The organism is Virgisporangium ochraceum (assembly GCF_016863655.1).
Classification (GTDB): Bacteria; Actinomycetota; Actinomycetes; order Mycobacteriales; family Micromonosporaceae; genus Virgisporangium; species Virgisporangium ochraceum.
This window is the reverse complement of record NZ_BOPH01000068.1, coordinates 1-18,580: the sequence shown is the minus strand read 5'-3', so window position 1 is coordinate 18,580 and position 18,580 is coordinate 1. Positions and strand designations below refer to the sequence as shown.

Genomic DNA, 18,580 nt, shown 5'->3' with positions numbered 1-18,580 from the left:
TGGAGGGGACCATGCGACGCCTTGTGGTGCTGGGAGTTCTGGCGATTCTCGGCGTCGTACTGGTCCCCTCCGCCCCTGCCGCGGCCCACGGGGGAAAGGTGAAGCTCGAGGTCGCCGGCGACGGCGCCACGGGCGTCACCGTCCGGGCCCTGTACCAGAGCGACGGGCACCCGGTCGAGGACCGGGTGCTCCGTCTCCTGCTGACGGCCAAGGGTGAGGGCGGGAAGTCGGTCGGCCCGCTCGACCTCGAAGCCGCGCCCGAGGGCCGCGCCTTCTACCGCACCAGCGGCGTGCTCACCCCCGGCCGCTGGACGGTGACGGTGACCGGCACCGACCCGAACGTCATCGCCACGGAGTCCACAGTGGACGCCAGGGCGCAGCAGGCCGCGCCTCCGCCACCGACCGGCGCCCCGCCGACCACCGGCCCGGCCGAGCGCACGGGTGCCACCGAACGGTCCGGCGGTGGCGGCGGAGGCGGCTGGTGGACGATCGCCTTCGTCGTGGCGCTCGCGGCGGCCGGCGCCGCCATCCTCATGGTCCGCCAGCGCGGCACCCGCCCGGCCGGTGTACCGGCGGGGCGGCCGGGAACGACCGGACGACCCCGCCGCGGGTCCGGGAGCCGGTAGCCGGTTCCGGACCCGCTAGCGCATGTTCTCCAGGCCGATCGCGGCGACGTCGTCCGGGCCGTTGCGCAGCCAGATGAGAATCAGCCCGATGGCGATGGCTCCCCACCCGGCGAGCTGGATCGGACCGGCGCCGTCGTACCGCAGCTCGACCGACCACTCGTCGACGTCGAACTCCAGGTGGGTCAGGTCGACGCGGTGGTACCCCCACCGACCCTCGTCGGACTCGCAGATCAGCCGGTCGCTCGTGAGGCGGACCAGCACCGGTCCCCGCTCGATCCACAGGAATTCGGGACCCTCGGCCACCTCGCGGCTGAGCCGCTCGAACTCGGCCCGGTTCACGGCACGGTCGTGCGCGTCACGGGCCCGCTGGAACGGGTTGAGCGTGAACGGACGCTGGATCTCCTGGTAGGTGACCGTCCGCTCCACCGGGGTCGGCGTCAACAGCAGGAGCCCCGTCTCGGCGTACCACGCCTCGTCAGGACCGAGCTCGATCTCGTCGCCCTCGATAACGTTCGGCGACCCGCCGGATCGGAGCTTGTCGTAGAGCCGCAGCGTGCGTTCCCACGCACGCTTCTCTTCGCCTCGTAACCGCGCCATCACTCCACGATATGGGTCGGTGTCGATGGCACCGGCTCACCCGGGCTCGACCCATCCCGCCTCGGCGGACCGCTGGGCCGGCGCCGCCCGGTCGCCGAACCCGACGTACGCGGCCGCCCACATCGGCGGCAGGTGACGCCCCAGGTCGGACCTCTCCAGCGCGCCGGTGAGCACGAGCATCACCATCCCGTGGGTCATCCCCCACAACCGGGTCGCGGCGGCCGCCGGGTCGACCGTCTCCGCGAACCGCCCCTCCGCGCGCGCCCGCGCCGCGGCACCGACGAGCACCTCGAAGCCGGTCGCCGCGACGCCGGGATCGTCGAGTTCGTACCGGTTGTCGAACATCGTGAGGTAGAGGTTCGGGTCGGCCAGCGCGTTCGCGACGTACACCGAGCCGACGAGCGTGAGGTCGGTGACCGGGTCGTCGGTGGGCCGCTGGGTCGCGAGGCGCCGCGCGAGCCGGGTGAAGCCCTCCGCCCGCACCGCCGCCCAGAGGCCGGGCATGCCACCGAAGTGCGTGTACACCGCCATCGTCGAGGTACCGGCGGCCGCGGCGAGGCCGCGCAGCGTCACCGGTTCGCGGGCCGCGAGCAGTTCGGCGGCGCGCTCGATGAGCGTGACCCGAACGGTGAGATCGGCACTCCTTGGCACTTGCACATATTACATAGCTATGCCATATCATTGCCATAGCAATGTTATGCAAAAGGAGAACGCCGTGACCGTCGAACTGATCAACCCCGCCGGACTGCCGACGCCCGAGATGTACGCGCAGGTGGGCATCGCCACCGGGACCCGCACGGTCTACCTGGCCGGACAGGTGGCCCGCGACGCCGACGGCCGGCCGGTCGGCACCGGCGACCTGGCCGCCCAGGTGGAGCAGGCGTTCGTCAACGTCCACACCGCGATCACCGCCGTCGGCGGGAGCTTCGACGACGTGGCGAAGCTGACCATCTACATCGTCGACTGGACGCCCGACAAGATGGCCGCGTTCGGCGAGGGCGCGATGCGCGCGGCCGCCCGGCTGGGCGTCAACCCGGTCAAACCGGTCACGTTGATCGGGGTCGCCGCCCTGGGCGAGCCGGACCTGCTGGTCGAGATCGACGCCATCGCCGTCCTGGCATAAACTCTGTACGCTGTATATAATTACAGCCATGAGCCCTTTCACCTCCGCTCCCTTCGCACCGACCGACCAGCAGGTGGCCGACCTGCTGGCCTGGTTCGCCGAGTACGACGCCCTGGCCCGCAAGAACGATGTCGAGGCGATGGCCGACCAGGCGCTGTTCCCGCTCACCGTGATCTCGCACGACTCGGCGGGCGAACGGGTCACCCAGCAATGGGACCGCGGCACGTTCGTCCAGGCGATGGGCGCCGCGACCGACGGGCCTCAGCCGGAGCTCGAGAACCACCGCGAGCCCCACTTCCTGAGCGCCGACCTGGCGGTGGTCGTCACCACGACGGTGATCAGGGGCGGCGGCGACGTCCAGTACATGCGGTACGCCGACGTCATGGCGAAGGCCGGCGGGCGGTGGCGGTTCACCAGCATGGTCCAGGCCGGCTGGGGCGACATGATGCGCGAGTACTTCGGCGCCTAGGCCGGTCGTGTTGATCTGCGGCAGGGCAGGGCCTAGCCGAGGAACGGTCGCCAGCAACGGATCCCGACGATCGTGACCCCCGCGGTCCGGTAGTACGGATCGTCGGCGATCAACGCGTCGACGTCGGCGCGGTCGTCCAGGTCCACGAGGATGACCGCGCCGCTGTCGTCGTCGAGCGGCCCGGCCATCCGCACCGTTCCCGCGCGGTGCAGGGCCGTGAGCCGGTCGCGGTGTGCGGGACGTGCCGCCAACCGCTCGGGCGTACCGGTGAACGCCAGTTCCACTATCCACATGGGACGACCGTAGGTCCGATGTGGACGGGACGCTGTAACACTCGATACATGACCCCGCTGGACTCCATTCCCGCGTTCCGCACGCTGTCGCCGGACTCGCTGGCGGCGGTCGCCCGGGCCAGCCGCGCGGTGCGGTACGGGGCCGGCGCGCTCGTCCGTCCACAGGGGACGCCGGCGCGGGCCGTGCTGTTGCTGCTCTCCGGCACGGTGGCCGCCGAACACGCCACGGCCGAGGGCCAGCTCGTCTGGCCCGAACGGTGGACCGGACCGTCCATTGTGGACAAGCCGGCCGTCCTCGACGGTGGCGCGTGGCCGAGCGGGCTGGTCGCGGTCACCCCGTGCGCCGGTCGACTGCTCCCCGCCGAGCGGTTCCTGCGGCTGCTGGAGGAGGAGCGGTCGGTGCGCGGGCACGTGCTGGCGCACCTGGCCCGCACCGTTCTCGCCGGCCGGCGGCGGCTGGCTCAGGCGGTCACGCTTCCGGCGGTGGCGCGGGTCGCGGCCTTTCTCGGCGCGCACGATCCGGCGGCGCCGGATGCGGCCGGGGCGCCGCCGCCGGATACGGCCGGTGTGGTGGTGGTGCCGGTTACGGCCGGCGTGGTCGCCTGGCGGGGTACGCAGGAGCATCTTGGCCGCGTGCTGGGGCTGAGCCGGGTCACCGTCAACCGCGCGCTGGGCCAACTCGCCCGCCGGGGCGCCGTCGAACTGACGCCGCGGGGCATCGTCGTCACCGATCGCCGTCGCCTGCACTCGGCGGCGGCCGACGGATGACGGCGTCGAGCATCGACTCCACCGTGCGCACGAACGCCTCCCGGTCGAGACCGTCGTCGAGCACCGTCTGCAGCACCAGCCCCTGATAGATAGCGATGAACACGCGCACGAGCGCGTCGGGGTCGAGGTCCGCCGGCGCCTCGCCGTTCCGCTGCGCCGACCGGACCCGCGCAGCGAGGCTCCCGCGCGGCCCGTCGATCCCGGCGCGGGTGAGGTCGCCGATGCGGGGCGAGCGCACCGCCTCGGCCCACACCTGCACGCCCAGCCGCAGGCCGTCCCGTGCGGACGGGTCACCGATCGACCGGAGCAGCCCGAGGTACGCGTCGGCCAGGTCGTCGAAGTCCACTGTGGACGCTTCCATCACCGCCCGCCGCTGCTCATGCCACTCGGACACGATGGCGACGATCATGTCGTCCTTGCCGGTGAAGTACCGGTAGACCAGGCCGGCGCTGATGCCGGACTCCCGCACGATGTCGTGCACCGAGGTGGCGTGGAAGCCGTCGCGGGCAAAGCACCGGCCGGCGGCGTCGAGGATCTGCCGCCGGCGGGCGGCCAGATGATCGGCGGAGACCTTGGGCACGCCTACCGCTCCGAGGCCGGGCGGTCGCCGTTCACCGCACACGGGCGAGGCGGTCGACACGGCGCGCGCGGAGCACGGGAGCCGGTGCGCCCCGTGGGCACAGTCACCGGACCTCGGCCCGGGCGATCCGGTAGAACGGCGCGGCCGGCTCCGCTCGGCCGAGCGGCACCAGGTACCGGTCCGCGGCGTCGCGGGTCGACAGGTCCAGGGTGAGGTCCATCCCCCGCTCGTCCAGGTACGCGGGCAGCACGGCCGGATCAAGGCCGAACGTCCACGGCTCACCATGCCGCCGCACGGCGTCCTGCCAGACGCCCTGGAAGTCTCCCGTGCCGTCGAGCGCGGCACGGTCGACATACGTGAAGACGACGTGGCTACCACTCACCAGCACACCGGCAAGCCGCCGGAGAGTGGTGTCGACCGCCTCCGCGGTGAGGTAGTTGGTGACCCCCTCCCAGACGACGACCGCCCGCCCCCCGAAGCCGCGATCACCGGCACCTTGCTCCCCACGGCCGCGATCCCCGGCCGCAGGTCCACCGGCACCCTCGAACCCGGCCGCGAGCAGGGCCGCGGCCAGGTCGTCACGCAGCAGATCGACCGGGACGAACCGCACATGCGCCCGCCGCTCCACCGGAACCCGCGCCTCGACGAGCCCCCGCTTCGTGACCTGCGTGGCCGGATGGTCCACCTCGAACACGCGCACCGAACGCGCGGCCGCCAACCGGTACGCCCGGCTGTCGTACCCGGCCCCGAGCAGCACCACCTGGCCGGCGCCGGCCGCGAGCGAGTCCTCGACCAGCCCGTCGATGAGCCGCGTCCGCACGACGGCCGACGCACGCGGTCCGCCCGGGAACCGCCGGTCGAGGTATCGCTCCAGCCCCCGGCGGGCCGCCGGTACGCGAGCGGCCCGGGCCAGAAGCCCGTACCGCCCGGTGAGGAACGTGACCGCGTACGGGTCGTCGATCACCCGGTCGCGTCGGCGCGCCGTCTCGATCGCCCGGAACAACGTGACGTGTTGAGCGGTGCGACTGGTCCGGTTCAACACCCGTCCCACAATAATGAATGAACGTCCACTTTTCTATCTCTGCGTTAGCCTGCCCTCCATGCGGCTTTTCGTGGGATGTGCGCAATGGACGCACAAGTCGTGGCAGGGACGCCTCGTCGCACACCCGCTCCCACCCCACGAGCGGCTGCGCGCGTACGCCGGCTGGTGCAACGCGGTCGAGGGCAACACGACGTTCTATGGGATACCGGCCCGCGACACGGTCGCGACCTGGGCCAAGCAGACCGACCCCACGTTCCGGTTCGTGGTGAAGCTCCCGAGAACCGTGACCCACGACCGCTGCCTGGTCGACGTGGCGCCCGACATGCGTGCCTTCCTCCACGCGATCGAGCCGCTCGGGCCGCGCGCCCACGCCGTGTGGATCCAGCTGCCCGCGAGCTTCGGACCCGCCGACCTGCCCACGCTGGCCCGCTTCATGCGCCGGTTGCCGGCCGACCACCGGTACGCGGTCGAGGTACGGCATCCCGCGTTCTTCACCGAGCCGGACGCGACCACCCGGCTCGAGGAGGTCCTGGCCCCGTCGTCGGCCGAATGGGTCCCCTTCGACACCGAGGTCCTCTTCGCGGAGCCACCGGTCACCGATATGGAACGCGAGGCCTGGACCCGCAAACCGCGCGTCCCCCGCCGCTCGGTCCCACTGACCGACCGGCCGATCGTCCGCTACCTCGGCCGCGACGACCCCGAGCGGACCGCCGAAGGCTGGCAGTTCTGGGCCGACACGGTCGCGGCGTGGCTCCGCGAGGGCCGCTCACCCACCATCTTCATCCACACCCCCGACAACGTCGACGCGCCCGTGCTGGCCCGCCGTTTCCACACCGACGTCCGGACACGCGTTCCCGACCTCGAGCCACTCCCCGAGCCGGAACCGGTCGAGCCGCTGACCCTGTTCTGAGTTGGTCCCTGGTCACCTCCAGTTCTGGTCTCTGGTTGTCGGATTCAGGCCCTGGTCGCCTCCAGATATCGGAGAACCGCGAGAACCCGCCGGTGATCGGTGCCGGTCGGGGCGAGGTCGAGCTTGGTGAAGATCGCGGTGACGTGCTTCTCGACGCTGCGACCGGCAAGCCCCAGAAGACCGGCGATCGCCGTATTCGACCTCCCCTCGGCCAGCAGTGCGAGGATCTGCCGCTCGCGGGCGGTGAGCCGGGCGAGGCCGGCGTCGGCCCGCGGAGCAGCCAGCAACTGCCGGATCACCTCGGGGTCCAGCGCTGTTCCCCCGGCGGCGACCCGCCGCAGCGCGTCGACGAACTCGTCGGTGCTGACGATGCGGTCCTTCAGCAGGTAGCCGACACTGCCCGGGCTGTCGCGCAGCAGCCGCCGGGCGTACGTGGTCTCGACCCACTGGGAGAAGAGCAGCACCGCCGTTCCCGGATGCGCCCGCCGGATGGCGGTGGCCGCGCGAACCCCCTCGTCGGTGAAGGTCGGCGGCATCCGCACGTCGACGATCGCCACGTCGGGCCGGTACTCGGCCACGGCGGCATGCAGCTCCTCGGCGGTGGTCGCGGTGGCGACGACCGGGATCTCGAGGTCGGTGAGCAGCGCCGCGATGCCGTCACGCATGAGCGGGTTGTCTTCGGCGATGACCGTGCGCATGGCGGTCATCCTCCCGGCCCCGACGTGAGCGGCAACGTCATCGTGACGGTGGTCGGCCCGCCGGGTGGACTGACGACGTCGAGCCACCCGTCGAGCGCCTCGGCACGCCGGGCCAGCCCCGCGAGCCCCGTACCGGAGCCACCGCCGGAACCCGCACCCGACGCGTCCGCGTTCGCGGACCGGCCGGCGCCACCTCCGGGCGCCGCCGCACCCGACGTGGCCGCGCTCACGGGCCGGCCGGCGCCTCCGCGACCGTCATCGGTGACGACCAGTCGCAGCGACCCCTCGTCGTCGGACAGGCGCAGCACCACCCGCCCGGCGTCGGCGTGCCGGGCGGCGTTCGCGAGCAGCTCCGCCGCGGCGAAGTAGAGCGTGCCCGCCGCGGCGTCGCCGGGCGGCTCGGCCAGCGTGACCCGGGCGTCGACCGGCAGTCCGCTGCGGGCCGCCAGCGTGGCCAGCGCCGTGGCCAGCCCGTCGTCGAGGGCGGGCGGATGGATTCCGCGCACGATGTCGCGCAGCTCGGCCAGCCCGTCGGTGACGCTGTCGCGCGCCGATCCGACCAGGCCGCGCAGCTCGCCGATGCCGTCGGTGTCGTCGGGCAACCGGTCGAGCCGCCGCCCGATGCGCGACAGCGCCATCCCGAGCGACACCAGCCGCGCCTGCGTGCCGTCGTGAAGGTCCCGTTCCAGCCGGCGCAGCGTCGTGGCGGCATCGGCCGTGAGCGCCGCCCGTCCGGACTCCAACCGCGCGATCCGCTGCGCGGCCGGTCCCGGCGCCAGCAGCGTGTCGACGAGGAACCGGTCGAGCAGCGTCGACAGCCGCAGCGGCCACGGGAACACCAGCAGCACGATCACGCCGCCCGTGGCGACGGTCGAGCTCTCCGACCAGTTGTCGAGCTCGGTCGGGACGAACGGCGACCACACCGGACAGGTGAGGCTGACCACCCCGACCACCAACGCCGCCACCGTGACGTACGCGGTGGTTGCCGCGAGTGGCAGACGCAGGAAGCAGTAGACCAGCGCCCGCCAGGCCCGACCATCGACGAGCAACGCGCGCGCCTTCCGCACCGGCCCCTGCCCGCCCAGCCGTACCGGACCCGCCCACGACCGACCCAGCAGCACCCGCGCCGGCGCGCGGAAGTACCGCACCGCCAACCGGCCCCCGGCCAGGACCGCGACCAGCACCGGCAGGCCGACCACCATGAGCGACAGCGCACCGGCCACCAGCCCGGCCAGCGCGAGCAGAAACGCCGGCACGGCCATGACCGTCGTGACGAGCGTGTATCCCACCTCCCGCCACGTCTCCCCCGCGACCGGCGCCCGGACGAACACGGCCAGCCCACGGGCGACGGTCGCGACCGCACCCCGTTCCGGACCCACGCCGACGTCGGGCCCGGCGCCGCCCCGCACCGCGCCCGCGCGAAGGCCGGCCCTACGCGGCGCCATGCCCGCCCGGAGGTCCGCACCGCCCGACGCCGCGCCCGCGCTTCCCGCACCACCGTCCGGGCCCACGGCCGCGGGACCCTCCGCGGCGCTCACATCGAGACCCGCACCGACGCGATCGGCGGCTTCCGGACGAGCACCGCCGCCGGCAGGACCGTGCCAGCCCCCACCACCGCCGCACCAGCGAGAACCATCAGCGCCAGCTGCACCGGCGGCACGAACGGCAGGCTGTCGAACGCGGTGTGCGTCATCGGGACCAGCGTCGCCAGCGCGACCCCGGCCGCCAGCACGACGACTGTTCCCAGCACCAGCACAGCTTCGCAGGCCCACACCGCCAGCACGCGGGCCCTGGTGGCCCCGGCCAGCCGCATCACCGCCAGTTCGCGCTCGCGCCCCACGCTCACGGTCAACAGTGTGTTGATGGCGCCGATGACCGCGAACGCGACGAAGATCGCCGTACCCGAGTACTCGAGCCACAGGTCGGCGGACGGCGGACGGACACCGGTCGCATGCTCGACGGTCCCGTACACCCCGACCTTCACCCCGGCGAAGCTGCCCGCCAGCACCAGTGGAATCAACGCCGTCGACAACGCCCGTGACCGGGCGACCAGGGCGTCGGCCGCGAGCACACCGGAGTCGCCAACCAGCCGGAGCACCGGCCGGGCCACCCGGGCCGTGACCCGCAGCAGGACCGGACCCAGCAGCCCGACCCCGACCGACATACCCAGGATCACGAACAGCCCCCCGGCATCCGCCTGCTCGGCGTCGACCCTGGTGAGGGCCGCCGACAGCACCACCCCGCCGACGAGCAGCACCACGCCCGCGATCGTCCGCACCGCGCCCCCGGCGGGACGTCGCGTGGCCGTCTCGGTGAGCGCGGTCGCCGGCCGGACCCGCGAGGGCCGGACCGCCGACACCAGCGCACCCACCACCGACGTGACGACCTCGATACCGATCACCACCGGCAGCACCCACAGCAGCGGCTGGTACCTGATCCCGCCCGGTACCACGTCGTGGCCGGCCAACTGGGTCAGCCACACCCGGCCGAAGATCAGGCCGAGTCCGTATCCGAGCGTGGCCGCCGGAACCGCGGTCAGTGCCGCCTGCCGCGCGACCGACCTGCGGATCCGTCCCGGCGTCGCACCGACCGCCCGCAGCAGCGCGATGTCGCGGGCCTGGCGGGCGATCGCCGCCGTCATCGTGACACCGACCATCAGGATCGACAGGTAGATCGAGGTACCGGTGAAGGCGGCCGCGGCGTCGGTCATGCCGCTCTCGTCGAGCGCGCGACGCTCGGCTGCCGACAGCGTCGCCGCCGACATCGACATCCCGGTGGTGATCATCGCCGTCATGACGGCGGCCGCCACGCACTGCGTGGCGAACGGCCCGGCGAACCCCCACCGGTGCCTGCGCAGCGCCTGCCACGTGAGCCCCGACCTCATCGCGGGACCGCCACCGCACCGGACACCGCCGCCAACCGGCTCGCGATCGTCGCCGCGTCGGGCGTGGGCGCGTCGGCCACCAACCGGCCGTCGCGTAACAGCAGCAGCCGGTCGCTGACCTGCGCCGCCGTCGGATCGTGCGTGACCATCACGACCGTGACCCCGAGCCGGTCGACCGCGTCGCGCAGCAGCCCCAGGATCCGCCCACCGGTGGTGGGGTCGAGAGCACCGGTCGGCTCGTCGGCGAAGACCACCGCGGGACGCGTGACCAGCGCCCGCGCCACCGCGACCCGCTGCTGCTGGCCGCCCGACAGCTCGCCGACCCGCCGGTCGGCCGCACCGGCGAGCCCGACCTCCGTGAGCACCCGTTCGAGGTCGGCACCCCGGACCCGCCTACCGCCGAGCCGGCCCGGCAGCAACGCGTTCTGCCGCACGGTGAGCTCGGACAGCAGGTTGTAGGACTGGAACACGAAACCCACCCGGTCACGCCGGAGCCGGGTGAGCGACGCCTCGCGCATGCGGGTGATGGTCCGCCCCGCGAGCGTCACCACACCGGTGGTCGGCCGGTCGAGCCCGGCGGCGCAGTGCAGCAGTGTGCTCTTCCCGGACCCCGTGGCGCCCATCACCGCGGCGAACGTGCCCGCGGGCACCCGCAGGGAGACGTCACGCAGCGCCCACGGCCCGTCGGAGAAGTACCGCCGGCCCACCAGTTCCATGGTCAACACGTCTTCGGTCACGGGTCCAGCCTCGTCGGCACGGCGGGTGTGGTCGACCGGGCCAGCCCACCCGCGAAGGTGCGGTAATCCGCACCATCCGTGGAGGGTGCGGTAATCCGCACCTTCCACGGAAGGCTCACCCCATCTCCACAAGCCGTCAATAGCGTGTAGAACTGTGCCATCGACGTTTCCGACCCATCCCGTCGCCGTTCTTCCACTCAAGATCTGGCGGCCGCGCTGGTTCGACGGGGTCGCGCTCGTACTCGGCTCGATGGCGCCCGACGCCGCGTACGTGCTCGACGGCTCCGGCCTGCCGGTGTGGCCGTTCTCCCACGAGCCGCTGGGCCTGCTCGGCTGGTGCCTGCCGCTGACCCTGGCCGGCGCCTGGCTGGTGAGGCGGGCGGCGCCGGCGGTCGCGGCGCACCTGCCCGCCGGTGGATCGTTCGCGCTGCGCGACTACGGCGCGATCGGTAGGGCGCGCCACCGCTGGTGGGTCACCGTCGCGTCGGCGCTGATCGGCGCGGCCAGCCACGTCGCGCTCGACGAGGTGGAACAGGGCGTCACCGCTGGCGAGTACGTGTTCCACGCTGCCGGGGTGGTCGCGGTGGTCGTCGCGGGTCAGAGCATCGGGCGGCGGGGGCTGGTCCGCCGGTGGCACGGTCCGTCGCCGGCGGTGCGGCGTCGGCCCGCGCTGTTCTGGACCGTGGCCGGCGCCGTCGCCGTACCGGCCGCGGCCGTGACGCCGTTCCTGCCGGCGGCGTTCCTCCCGCACACCACCGGCGCGCGGCTGATCGCGGCGGCCGGAGTGGGCCTGCTCGCCGGCGCGGCGGCCGTCGGAGGTGACCGCCGGCGGCTCCCGGCGGAGGTAGACCGGCGGAGGTAGGCCGGCGGAGGTAGGCCGCCGGAGGTAGACCCGCGGCGGCACAACGGCGGCCGTCGAGGGCACACCCACGGCGGCACCGGCGGCGGGCATCGCCCGGGAAGATGCCATATGCCAGGGCCGGGCCAGGACCCGGATCAACCGTCCACCAGCAGCTCACGAGATCGCACAGGCACGTCCGAGGACCACCGATGATCGCCGGCCATCCCGGTTCGCCCCGTCCACCAGTTGCTATGGGAGCGCTCCCATGTAACGATGACCGTCACTGCACCCCCACCCCGCCGCCGCACGGTCATCCGAGGAGCCGCTATGTCCTCGAGGTCCCGTACCTTGTCCCTCGCCACTGTTCTCGTCCTGGTCGCGACCGCGTTCGTCGTCACGCGGTCGTTGTCCGCCACGGCAGCGCCCACCTACAGCTACGGCGAGGCGCTCCAGAAGTCACTGCTGTTCTACGAGGCGCAGGTCTCCGGGAAGAAGCCCGCCTGGAACCGGGTCTCATGGCGGGGCGACTCCGCCATGCGCGACGGGTCCGACGTCGGGCTCGACCTGACCGGCGGCTGGTACGACGCCGGCGACCACGTGAAGTTCGGCCTGCCGATGGCCTTCACCACCACGATGCTGGCCTGGGGCGCGGTCGAGAACCGGGCCGCCTACACCAGTTCCGGGCAGCTCACCCACCTGCTGAACAACCTGCGGGTGCCGAACGACTACTTCATCAAGGCACACCCGTCGGCCAATGTCCTCTATGGACAGGTGGGCAAGGGCGACGACGACCACAAGTGGTGGGGCCCGGCCGAGGTGATGCCGATGGCCCGCCCCGCGTACAAGATCGACGCGACGTGCGGCGGAAGCGAGCTGGCCGCGGAGACCGCCGCCGCGATGGCCGCCAGTTCGATCGTGTTCCGGCCCACCGACGCGGCCTACGCCGACACGCTGCTGACCCACGCGCGGCAGCTGTACACGTTCGCCGACACCGTGCGGAAGTCCTACCACGAGTGCATCACCGATGCGACGTCCTTCTACCGCTCCTGGAGCGGCTACGTCGACGAGCTGGTGTGGGGCGCGATCTGGCTGCACCGCGCCACCGGTGACGCGAGCTACCTCGCGAAGGCCGAGAGCACCTACGACGCGCAGGGTAACGAGAACCAGACCACCACGAAGTCCTACAAGTGGACGATCTCGTGGGACAACAAGCAGTTCGCCACGTACGTCCTGCTGAACAAGCTGACCGGCAAGCAGAAGTACCTCGACGACGCCAACCGCTGGCTCGACTGGTTCACCGTCGGCGTCAACGGTGAGAAGGTGCGGACGTCGCCGGGCGGCATGGTCGTGGTCGACAGCTGGGGCGCCCTGCGGTACGCGGCCAACACCGCGTTCGTCGCCCTCGTCCACAGCGACTCCATCACCGACGCCACCCGGAAGCAGCGGTACCACGACTTCGCCCTCAGGCAGATCGACTACATCCTCGGCGCGAACCCGCGCAACTCCAGCTACGTCATCGGGTTCGGCAACAACTCGCCGAAGAACCCGCACCACCGCACCGCGCACGGCTCGTGGTGGGACAGCCAGCAGGTGCCCGTCGAGACGCGGCACGTCCTGTACGGCGCGCTCGTCGGTGGACCGTCGTCCCCGAACGACGCCTACACCGACAGCCGCGGCGACTACGTGATGAACGAGGTGGCCACCGACTACAACGCCGGCTTCACGTCCGCGGCCGCCCGCCTCTACGGCGAGTACGGCGGCGCGCCGCTGGCCGGATTCCCCCAGGCCGAACGGCCCGACATCCCCGAGATGTCCATCGAGACCACCGTCATGCAGAACGAGCAGCGGTCGACCGGCGTCAAGGTCGTCGTCTACAACAAGTCCGCGTTCCCGGCGCGGGCGTTGACCACGGCCAGGTTCCGCTACTACTTCCGGCGCGACGGCGACGCGGCGCTCCAGGTCAGCTCGCCCTACACGCAGGGCTGCCCGGGCCCGACGAGCGCCAGGCAGTACTCGGGCGACATCTGGTTCGTCGAGGTCGACTGCACCGGGTACACCATCGCGCCCGCCGGCCAGTCGGCGCACCGCATGGAGGTGCAGCTGAAGATCGGCGTGGCCGAGGGCGGCACGTGGAACCCGGCCAACGACCCGTCGTACCAGGCGGCGGCCGGCCCGAACCAGGGCATGACCCTCTACGAGGGCGGCACGCGCATCTGGGGCAACGAACCGGGAACGGGTCCCGACCCGGACCCGTCGAGCAGCCAGAGCTCGAGCTCCGGCCCGCAACCCAGTGCGAGCCAGAGCTCCAGCCAGCCGCCCACGCCGGTCACCGGTTGCCGGATCACGTACTCCACCAACGACTGGAACACCGGCTTCACCGCCGCGGTCACCGTCGCCAACACCGGATCGACAGCAGTCAACAACTGGACGCTCGTCTTCAGCTACGCCAACGGGCAGCAGGTCACCCAGGCGTGGTCGGCGACGGTCACCCAGGCCGGCGCGGTGGTCACCGCGCGCGGCGCCGGCTGGAACCCGTCGTTGGCTGCGGGCGCGTCGACCAGTTTCGGCTTCAACGGGACCCACGGAGGAAGCAACCCGCGCCCGACGAGCTTCACCCTCAACGGGACCGCGTGCGCGGTGACGGCGTGAAACGTGCTCTGGTGCTCGCGTTGTTCACCGGGACGCTGACATCAGCGGCCCCGGCGGACGCCGCGGCACTCCCCTACCAGGACCCGACGCTGCCCGTGGCGCAGAGGGTCGGCGACCTCCTCGCACGGATGTCGCTCGACGACAAGCTCGGCCAGATGACCCAGGCCGAGCGGGCGGTGGTGACGCCGGCCGACCTGACGCAGTACCGCATCGGGTCGGTGCTGTCGGGCGGCGGATCCGCGCCGGCGCAGAACGACCCGGCCGGCTGGGCCGACCTGTACGACGGCCTCCAGCGCGGCGCGCTCGCGACACCGTTGCAGATCCCCATGATCTACGGGATCGACGCGGTGCACGGCAACAACAACGTGCTCGGCGCGACCATCTTCCCGCACAACATCGGGCTCGGCGCCACCCGCGATCCCGACCTGGCGCAACGGATCGGCCGCGCCACGGCCGAGGAGGTCGTCGGGTCGGGCCAGGACTGGACGTTCGCGCCGTGCGTCTGCGTCGCGCGCAACGACCGGTGGGGACGCACGTACGAGTCCTTCAGCGAGAACCCGGACCTCGTGTCGCAGATGTCCACAGTGGTCACCGGGCTCCAGGACGGCACCCCGAAGGTGCTCGCCACCGCGAAGCACTACGTCGGCGACGGTGGCACCACCAACGGCACCGACCAGGGCGACACCCAGCTGTCCGAGGCGGAGCTGCGCTCGGTCCACCTGCCGCCGTTCCGCGCTGCGGTCCAGCGCGGCGTCGGCTCGGTGATGATCTCCTTCAGCAGCTGGAACGGACAGAAGCTGCACGGCCACCGGTACCTGGTGACCGACGTGCTCAAGGGGGAACTCGGCTTCACCGGGTTCACCGTCTCCGACTGGGCCGGCATCGACCAGATCGACGGGCAGCGCGGCTTCACCCAGGCCGAGGTCGCGCAGGCCATCAACGCCGGGCTCGACATGATCATGGTGCCCAACGAGTGGCGGCTGTTCCTCACGCACCTCAAGGCCGCCGTGAACGCCGGTCAGATCCCGATGTCACGCATCGACGACGCCAACCGCCGCATCCTCACGAAGAAGTTCGAGTACGGCCTGTTCGAGCAGCCGCTCGCCGACCGGTCGTACGCGTCCACTGTGGGCAGTGCCGCGCACCGCACGCTCGCCCGCGAGGCCGTGCGCAGGTCGCAGGTGCTGCTGAAGAACAGCGGCGTACTGCCGTTGGCGAAGAACGGCGGGAAGATCTTCGTCGCCGGAAAGAGCGCCGACGACATCGGCAACCAGAGCGGCGGCTGGACGCTGAGCTGGCAGGGCGCCAGCGGTAACACGGTACCGGGAACCACGATCCTGCAAGGGATCCGTGACGCGGTCGGATCACAGGCGACGGTCACGTACGCCCGCGACGGGTCCGGCATCGACGGCTCCTACCGGGCGGCGATCGCGGTGGTCGGCGAGACCCCGTACGCCGAGGGCGCCGGCGACCGCACCGGTTCGCTGACCCTGGACGCCACGGATCTGTCCACCATCAACCGGTTGCGGGCAGCGGGTGTGCCGACGGTCGTGGTGCTGGTGTCGGGCCGCCCGCTCGACATCGCGTCGCAGGTCGGCGACTGGAACGCCGTGGTGGCGAGCTGGTTGCCGGGAAGCGAGGGCGGCGGCGTCGCCGACGTGCTGTTCGGCGACCACGCGCCGACCGGCAAGCTCCCCGTCACGTGGATGCGGTCCGCGTCACAGCAACCGGTGAACGACGGTGACGGCCAGACGGCGCTCTACCCGTACGGACACGGGCTGACCTACACCACGACGGACCCCGACCCCGAACCGCAACCGTCGTCGTGCCGGGTGACCTACACGACGAACGACTGGAACAACGGGTTCACCGCATCGGTGTCGGTGACGAACACCGGTACCGCGCCGGTGAACCCGTGGAGTACACAGTGGACATACACCGCCGGACAGCGGGTCACGCAGGCGTGGTCGGCGCGCGTCACGCAGTCCGGCACCGCGGTGACCGCCACCGGCGAGGCCTGGAACCCGTCGCTGGCACCGGGCGCCACCGCCACGTTCGGGTTCAACGGCAGCCACACCGGCAGCAACCCGCGTCCCCCGTCCTTCACCCTCAACGGCAGCACCTGCACCGCGGCCTGACCGGCCGTACGACGAGCGCCACCCGGGCAGGTGGCACACCCCCGCGCGCCTCGGCCCGGGGCGCGCGCCACCGCCCGGGTCGTGCGCCCCCCGAACGTCGGGCCCACCGGCCCGGCTGCACATACCCCCAAACACCCCAAAGGAGCCTCGATGATCAGGTCAACGCTGCGGGCGTTAGCAGCGACCGGAATCGTCCTCGCCTCGTCGGCCATCGCCGTGGTCGCGGCCGCCCCCGCCGCCAACGCCGAGGTGATCTGCGACCAGTACGCGTCGCGCACCATCCAGAACGGCCGATACGTCGTGCAGAACAACCGCTGGGGCGCCAGCACCACGCAGTGCATCGACGTGACGTCCAACGGCTTCACCATCACGCAGGCCAACCACAACAACCCGACCAACGGTGCACCCGCCTCGTACCCGTCGGTCTTCCTGGGCTGCCACTACACGAACTGCACGTCCGGGAGCAACCTGCCGATCCAGGTCAGCCGGATCAGCAGCGCGACCAGCAGCATCAGCTACACGTACGTCAACAACGCCACCTACAACGCCTCGTACGACATCTGGCTCGACCCGCAGCCGCGCACCGACGGCCAGAACGGCGCGGAGATCATGATCTGGTTCAACCGGCAGGGCTCGATCCAGCCGATCGGATCGCGGGTGGGCACCGCCACGATCGGTGGCCGCACGTGGGAGGTCTGGCGCGGCAACATCGGCTGGGAGGTCGTCTCCTACGTGGCGCCGTCGCCGATCAGCAGTTGGAGCTTCAGCGTGCTCGACTTCATCAACGACGTACGCAACCGCGGGGCGATCACCAACTCCTGGTACCTGACCAGCATCCAGGCCGGCTTCGAGCCGTGGGTCGGGGGCGCCGGGCTCGCGGTGAACTCGTTCTCGGCGAGCGTCAACGGCGGCGGCAACCCGGGCGGCGACACCCAGGCGCCGAGCACGCCGGGCCAGCCCAGCGCGTCGAACGTGACCTCGTCCAGCGTGAACCTCTCGTGGAGCGGGTCGACCGACAACGTCGGCGTCACCGGGTACGAGGTGCTGCGCTCGACCGGCGGCGGCTCGCCGACCGTGGTGGGCACCACCAGCGGGACGTCGTTCACGGCCACCGGGCTCTCCGCGTCGACGACCTACACGTTCAGCGTGCGGGCCCGTGACGCGGCGGGGAACACGTCGTCGGCGTCGGCGGGCCGCACGGTCACCACGTCGTCCGGCGGCGGCAACCCCGGTACCGGCGCGTGCACCGCGACCTACCGCACGACCAACTCCTGGAGCGGCGGGTTCCAGGGTGAGGTGACCGTGCGCAACAACGGCACCTCGACGCTGAACGGCTGGACCACCACGTGGTCGCTGCCCGGCGGCTCGAGCATCGGCCAGGTCTGGGACGGCCGCTCGTCGGTCTCCGGCTCGACCGTCACCGTCCGCAACGAGGCCTACAACGGCAACCTCGGCGCGGGCGCCACCGCGACGTACGGCTTCATCGGCACCGGCACCGCACCGAACCCGTCGGTAACCTGCACCAGCCCGTAGAACCGGAACCCGGGCCCCGCCGTGGGGCCCGGGTTTCTGTCGTACCCCGGTGCCACGATCGACCCATGCTGACGGGAAGGATCATCCTCGAGAGCCTGCGGGTCGGCAGCGAGCTGCGGATCCCCGGCCTGGTCGCCACGTGGGTCAGCAGGCAGGACGTCTCGTCCTCGACGGCGTCGTTCCAGCCGGAGGTCTGGACGCTGCTCGACTTCGAGGCGCCCGACGACGCGTACGACGCGCTGGTCGAGGGCCTGTCCGGTGCCCTGGCCGCCGACCAGGGCTGGTACGCCGACTTCCGGGCCGGCGACGACCACGTGGTCGTCTACCCGGGCCGGGTCTTCCGCTACCGCCACGGCGACCCCGCCGGTCGCGACGAGGCCAGGGAGTACGGACGGAAGGAGGGGATCCCCGCGGGTCAGCTCGACTGGGAGGACACGTCGCCGTCCACGTAGGTCCACGCGCCGTCGACCTTCGTGAACCGGCTGCGCTCGGTGAGCGTGCCCGGCTCGCCGCGGTCGCGGAAGTGCGCCCGGAACTCCACCACGCCCTCCGTGTCGTCGGGGCCGCCGCGCTCGGTGGCGAGCACCCGCAGGCGGGTCCAGCGGCGGCCGACCGGGGTCAGGCTGGCCGGGTCGGGGCTCGCGGGGTCGGGGCTCGCGGGGTCGGGGCTCGCGGGGTCGGGGCTCGCGGGG

20 protein-coding genes are annotated in these 18,580 nt (G+C 72.1%); 10 read left to right on the top strand and 10 right to left on the bottom strand.

All coding sequences use genetic code 11. From position 1 onward, the window contains the following. Positions 1-11: 11 nt before the first annotated feature. A complete protein-coding gene (locus tag Voc01_RS23100; protein WP_203929602.1) occupies positions 12-626 on the top strand; it encodes a hypothetical protein in 615 nt (204 codons plus the stop codon). Positions 627-641: 15 nt separating this feature from the next. Here the strand turns inward: Voc01_RS23100 and Voc01_RS23095 are convergent, their stop codons facing one another. Further along, positions 642-1,223, bottom strand: coding sequence for a hypothetical protein (locus Voc01_RS23095; protein ID WP_203929601.1), 582 nt, complete (start codon positions 1,221-1,223; stop codon positions 642-644). A gap of 36 nt (positions 1,224-1,259) precedes the next feature. Then, complete coding sequence (locus Voc01_RS23090) at positions 1,260-1,874, bottom strand: TetR/AcrR family transcriptional regulator (RefSeq protein WP_239160418.1); 615 nt, start codon at positions 1,872-1,874, stop codon at positions 1,260-1,262. 64 nt (positions 1,875-1,938) lie between these two features. Here Voc01_RS23090 and Voc01_RS23085 point away from each other — a divergent pair, with 64 nt between their 5' ends. Then, positions 1,939-2,346, top strand: coding sequence for a RidA family protein (locus tag Voc01_RS23085; protein WP_203929599.1), 408 nt, complete (start codon positions 1,939-1,941; stop codon positions 2,344-2,346). 28 nt (positions 2,347-2,374) lie between these two features. Beyond that, complete coding sequence (locus Voc01_RS23080; RefSeq protein WP_203929598.1) at positions 2,375-2,815, top strand: nuclear transport factor 2 family protein; 441 nt, start codon at positions 2,375-2,377, stop codon at positions 2,813-2,815. A 32-nt stretch (positions 2,816-2,847) separates the two neighbouring features. Here Voc01_RS23080 and Voc01_RS23075 read toward each other — a convergent pair whose 3' ends face one another. Next, entirely contained in the window at positions 2,848-3,108 is a 261-nt protein-coding gene (locus tag Voc01_RS23075) for a YciI family protein (protein WP_203929597.1), read from the bottom strand. 48 nt (positions 3,109-3,156) lie between these two features. On the opposite strand from Voc01_RS23075, the gene Voc01_RS23070 reads away from it, so the two are divergent. Next, on the top strand, positions 3,157-3,876 hold the full coding sequence (locus tag Voc01_RS23070) for a Crp/Fnr family transcriptional regulator (RefSeq protein ID WP_203929596.1): 720 nt from the start codon (positions 3,157-3,159) through the stop codon (positions 3,874-3,876). On the opposite strand, the gene Voc01_RS23065 is transcribed toward Voc01_RS23070, so the two are convergent. Then, a complete protein-coding gene (locus Voc01_RS23065) occupies positions 3,833-4,456 on the bottom strand; it encodes a TetR/AcrR family transcriptional regulator (RefSeq protein ID WP_203929595.1) in 624 nt (207 codons plus the stop codon). The genes Voc01_RS23070 and Voc01_RS23065 overlap by 44 nt on opposite strands. Positions 4,457-4,559: 103 nt before the next feature. Beyond that, complete coding sequence (locus tag Voc01_RS23060) at positions 4,560-5,498, bottom strand: class I SAM-dependent methyltransferase (RefSeq protein WP_203929594.1); 939 nt, start codon at positions 5,496-5,498, stop codon at positions 4,560-4,562. Between the two features lie 58 nt (positions 5,499-5,556). Between Voc01_RS23060 and Voc01_RS23055 the strand changes: the two genes are divergently transcribed. After that, entirely contained in the window at positions 5,557-6,408 is an 852-nt protein-coding gene (locus tag Voc01_RS23055; protein ID WP_203929593.1) for a DUF72 domain-containing protein, read from the top strand. Positions 6,409-6,452: 44 nt separating this feature from the next. Here the strand turns inward: Voc01_RS23055 and Voc01_RS23050 are convergent, their stop codons facing one another. From Voc01_RS23050 to Voc01_RS23035, 4 genes are read right to left on the bottom strand one after another with little or no spacing between them, the layout of a single operon-like run. Further along, a complete protein-coding gene (locus tag Voc01_RS23050) occupies positions 6,453-7,106 on the bottom strand; it encodes a response regulator transcription factor (protein ID WP_203929592.1) in 654 nt (217 codons plus the stop codon). Positions 7,107-7,111: 5 nt separating this feature from the next. Beyond that, positions 7,112-8,644, bottom strand: a complete 1,533-nt coding sequence (locus Voc01_RS23045; RefSeq protein WP_203929591.1) for a sensor histidine kinase — start codon at positions 8,642-8,644, stop codon at positions 7,112-7,114. Beyond that, entirely contained in the window at positions 8,641-9,990 is a 1,350-nt protein-coding gene (locus Voc01_RS23040; protein WP_203929590.1) for an ABC transporter permease, read from the bottom strand. The genes Voc01_RS23045 and Voc01_RS23040 overlap by 4 nt, the downstream gene beginning before the upstream one ends. Beyond that, positions 9,987-10,706 (bottom strand): ABC transporter ATP-binding protein, encoded by a 720-nt coding sequence (locus Voc01_RS23035; protein WP_203929712.1) that lies wholly within the window; start codon positions 10,704-10,706, stop codon positions 9,987-9,989. The genes Voc01_RS23040 and Voc01_RS23035 overlap by 4 nt, the downstream gene beginning before the upstream one ends. 175 nt (positions 10,707-10,881) lie before the next feature. Here Voc01_RS23035 and Voc01_RS23030 point away from each other — a divergent pair, with 175 nt between their 5' ends. The 5 genes from Voc01_RS23030 to Voc01_RS23010 all read left to right on the top strand — a co-directional run bounded on the left by Voc01_RS23030 (position 10,882) and on the right by Voc01_RS23010 (position 18,340). After that, entirely contained in the window at positions 10,882-11,589 is a 708-nt protein-coding gene (locus Voc01_RS23030; RefSeq protein WP_203929589.1) for a DUF4184 family protein, read from the top strand. A gap of 306 nt (positions 11,590-11,895) precedes the next feature. Continuing rightward, complete coding sequence (locus tag Voc01_RS23025) at positions 11,896-14,217, top strand: glycoside hydrolase family 9 protein (protein ID WP_203929588.1); 2,322 nt, start codon at positions 11,896-11,898, stop codon at positions 14,215-14,217. Beyond that, positions 14,214-16,355, top strand: a complete 2,142-nt coding sequence (locus Voc01_RS23020) for a glycoside hydrolase family 3 N-terminal domain-containing protein (RefSeq protein WP_239160416.1) — start codon at positions 14,214-14,216, stop codon at positions 16,353-16,355. Before Voc01_RS23025 ends, Voc01_RS23020 begins: the two co-directional genes overlap by 4 nt. Before the next feature lie 150 nt (positions 16,356-16,505). After that, entirely contained in the window at positions 16,506-17,888 is a 1,383-nt protein-coding gene (locus Voc01_RS23015; protein ID WP_203929587.1) for a GH12 family glycosyl hydrolase domain-containing protein, read from the top strand. Positions 17,889-17,953: 65 nt separating this feature from the next. Continuing rightward, entirely contained in the window at positions 17,954-18,340 is a 387-nt protein-coding gene (locus Voc01_RS23010) for a hypothetical protein (RefSeq protein WP_203929586.1), read from the top strand. On the opposite strand, the gene Voc01_RS23005 is transcribed toward Voc01_RS23010, so the two are convergent. Then, positions 18,304-18,580 (bottom strand): YchJ family metal-binding protein (locus Voc01_RS23005; RefSeq protein ID WP_275423744.1); only part of this gene is annotated, 277 nt, incomplete at its 5' end. The two genes, Voc01_RS23010 and Voc01_RS23005, sit on opposite strands and share 37 nt — an antisense overlap.

What these genes read in the sequence shown, in the direction of transcription:
- Voc01_RS23070 (WP_203929596.1), top strand. Translation starts at nt 3,157, where the DNA reads ATGACCCCGCTGGACTCCATTCCCGCGTTCCGCACGCTGTCGCCGGAC.
- Voc01_RS23075 (WP_203929597.1), bottom strand. Translation starts at nt 3,108, where the DNA reads ATGTGGATAGTGGAACTGGCGTTCACCGGTACGCCCGAGCGGTTGGCG.
- Voc01_RS23055 (WP_203929593.1), top strand. Translation starts at nt 5,557, where the DNA reads ATGCGGCTTTTCGTGGGATGTGCGCAATGGACGCACAAGTCGTGGCAG.
- Voc01_RS23080 (WP_203929598.1), top strand. Translation starts at nt 2,375, where the DNA reads ATGAGCCCTTTCACCTCCGCTCCCTTCGCACCGACCGACCAGCAGGTG.
- Voc01_RS23095 (WP_203929601.1), bottom strand. Translation starts at nt 1,223, where the DNA reads ATGGCGCGGTTACGAGGCGAAGAGAAGCGTGCGTGGGAACGCACGCTG.
- Voc01_RS23040 (WP_203929590.1), bottom strand. Translation starts at nt 9,990, where the DNA reads ATGAGGTCGGGGCTCACGTGGCAGGCGCTGCGCAGGCACCGGTGGGGG.
- Voc01_RS23035 (WP_203929712.1), bottom strand. Translation starts at nt 10,706, where the DNA reads ATGGAACTGGTGGGCCGGCGGTACTTCTCCGACGGGCCGTGGGCGCTG.
- Voc01_RS23015 (WP_203929587.1), top strand. Translation starts at nt 16,506, where the DNA reads ATGATCAGGTCAACGCTGCGGGCGTTAGCAGCGACCGGAATCGTCCTC.
- Voc01_RS23010 (WP_203929586.1), top strand. Translation starts at nt 17,954, where the DNA reads ATGCTGACGGGAAGGATCATCCTCGAGAGCCTGCGGGTCGGCAGCGAG.
- Voc01_RS23025 (WP_203929588.1), top strand. Translation starts at nt 11,896, where the DNA reads ATGTCCTCGAGGTCCCGTACCTTGTCCCTCGCCACTGTTCTCGTCCTG.
- Voc01_RS23050 (WP_203929592.1), bottom strand. Translation starts at nt 7,106, where the DNA reads ATGCGCACGGTCATCGCCGAAGACAACCCGCTCATGCGTGACGGCATC.
- Voc01_RS23100 (WP_203929602.1), top strand. Translation starts at nt 12, where the DNA reads ATGCGACGCCTTGTGGTGCTGGGAGTTCTGGCGATTCTCGGCGTCGTA.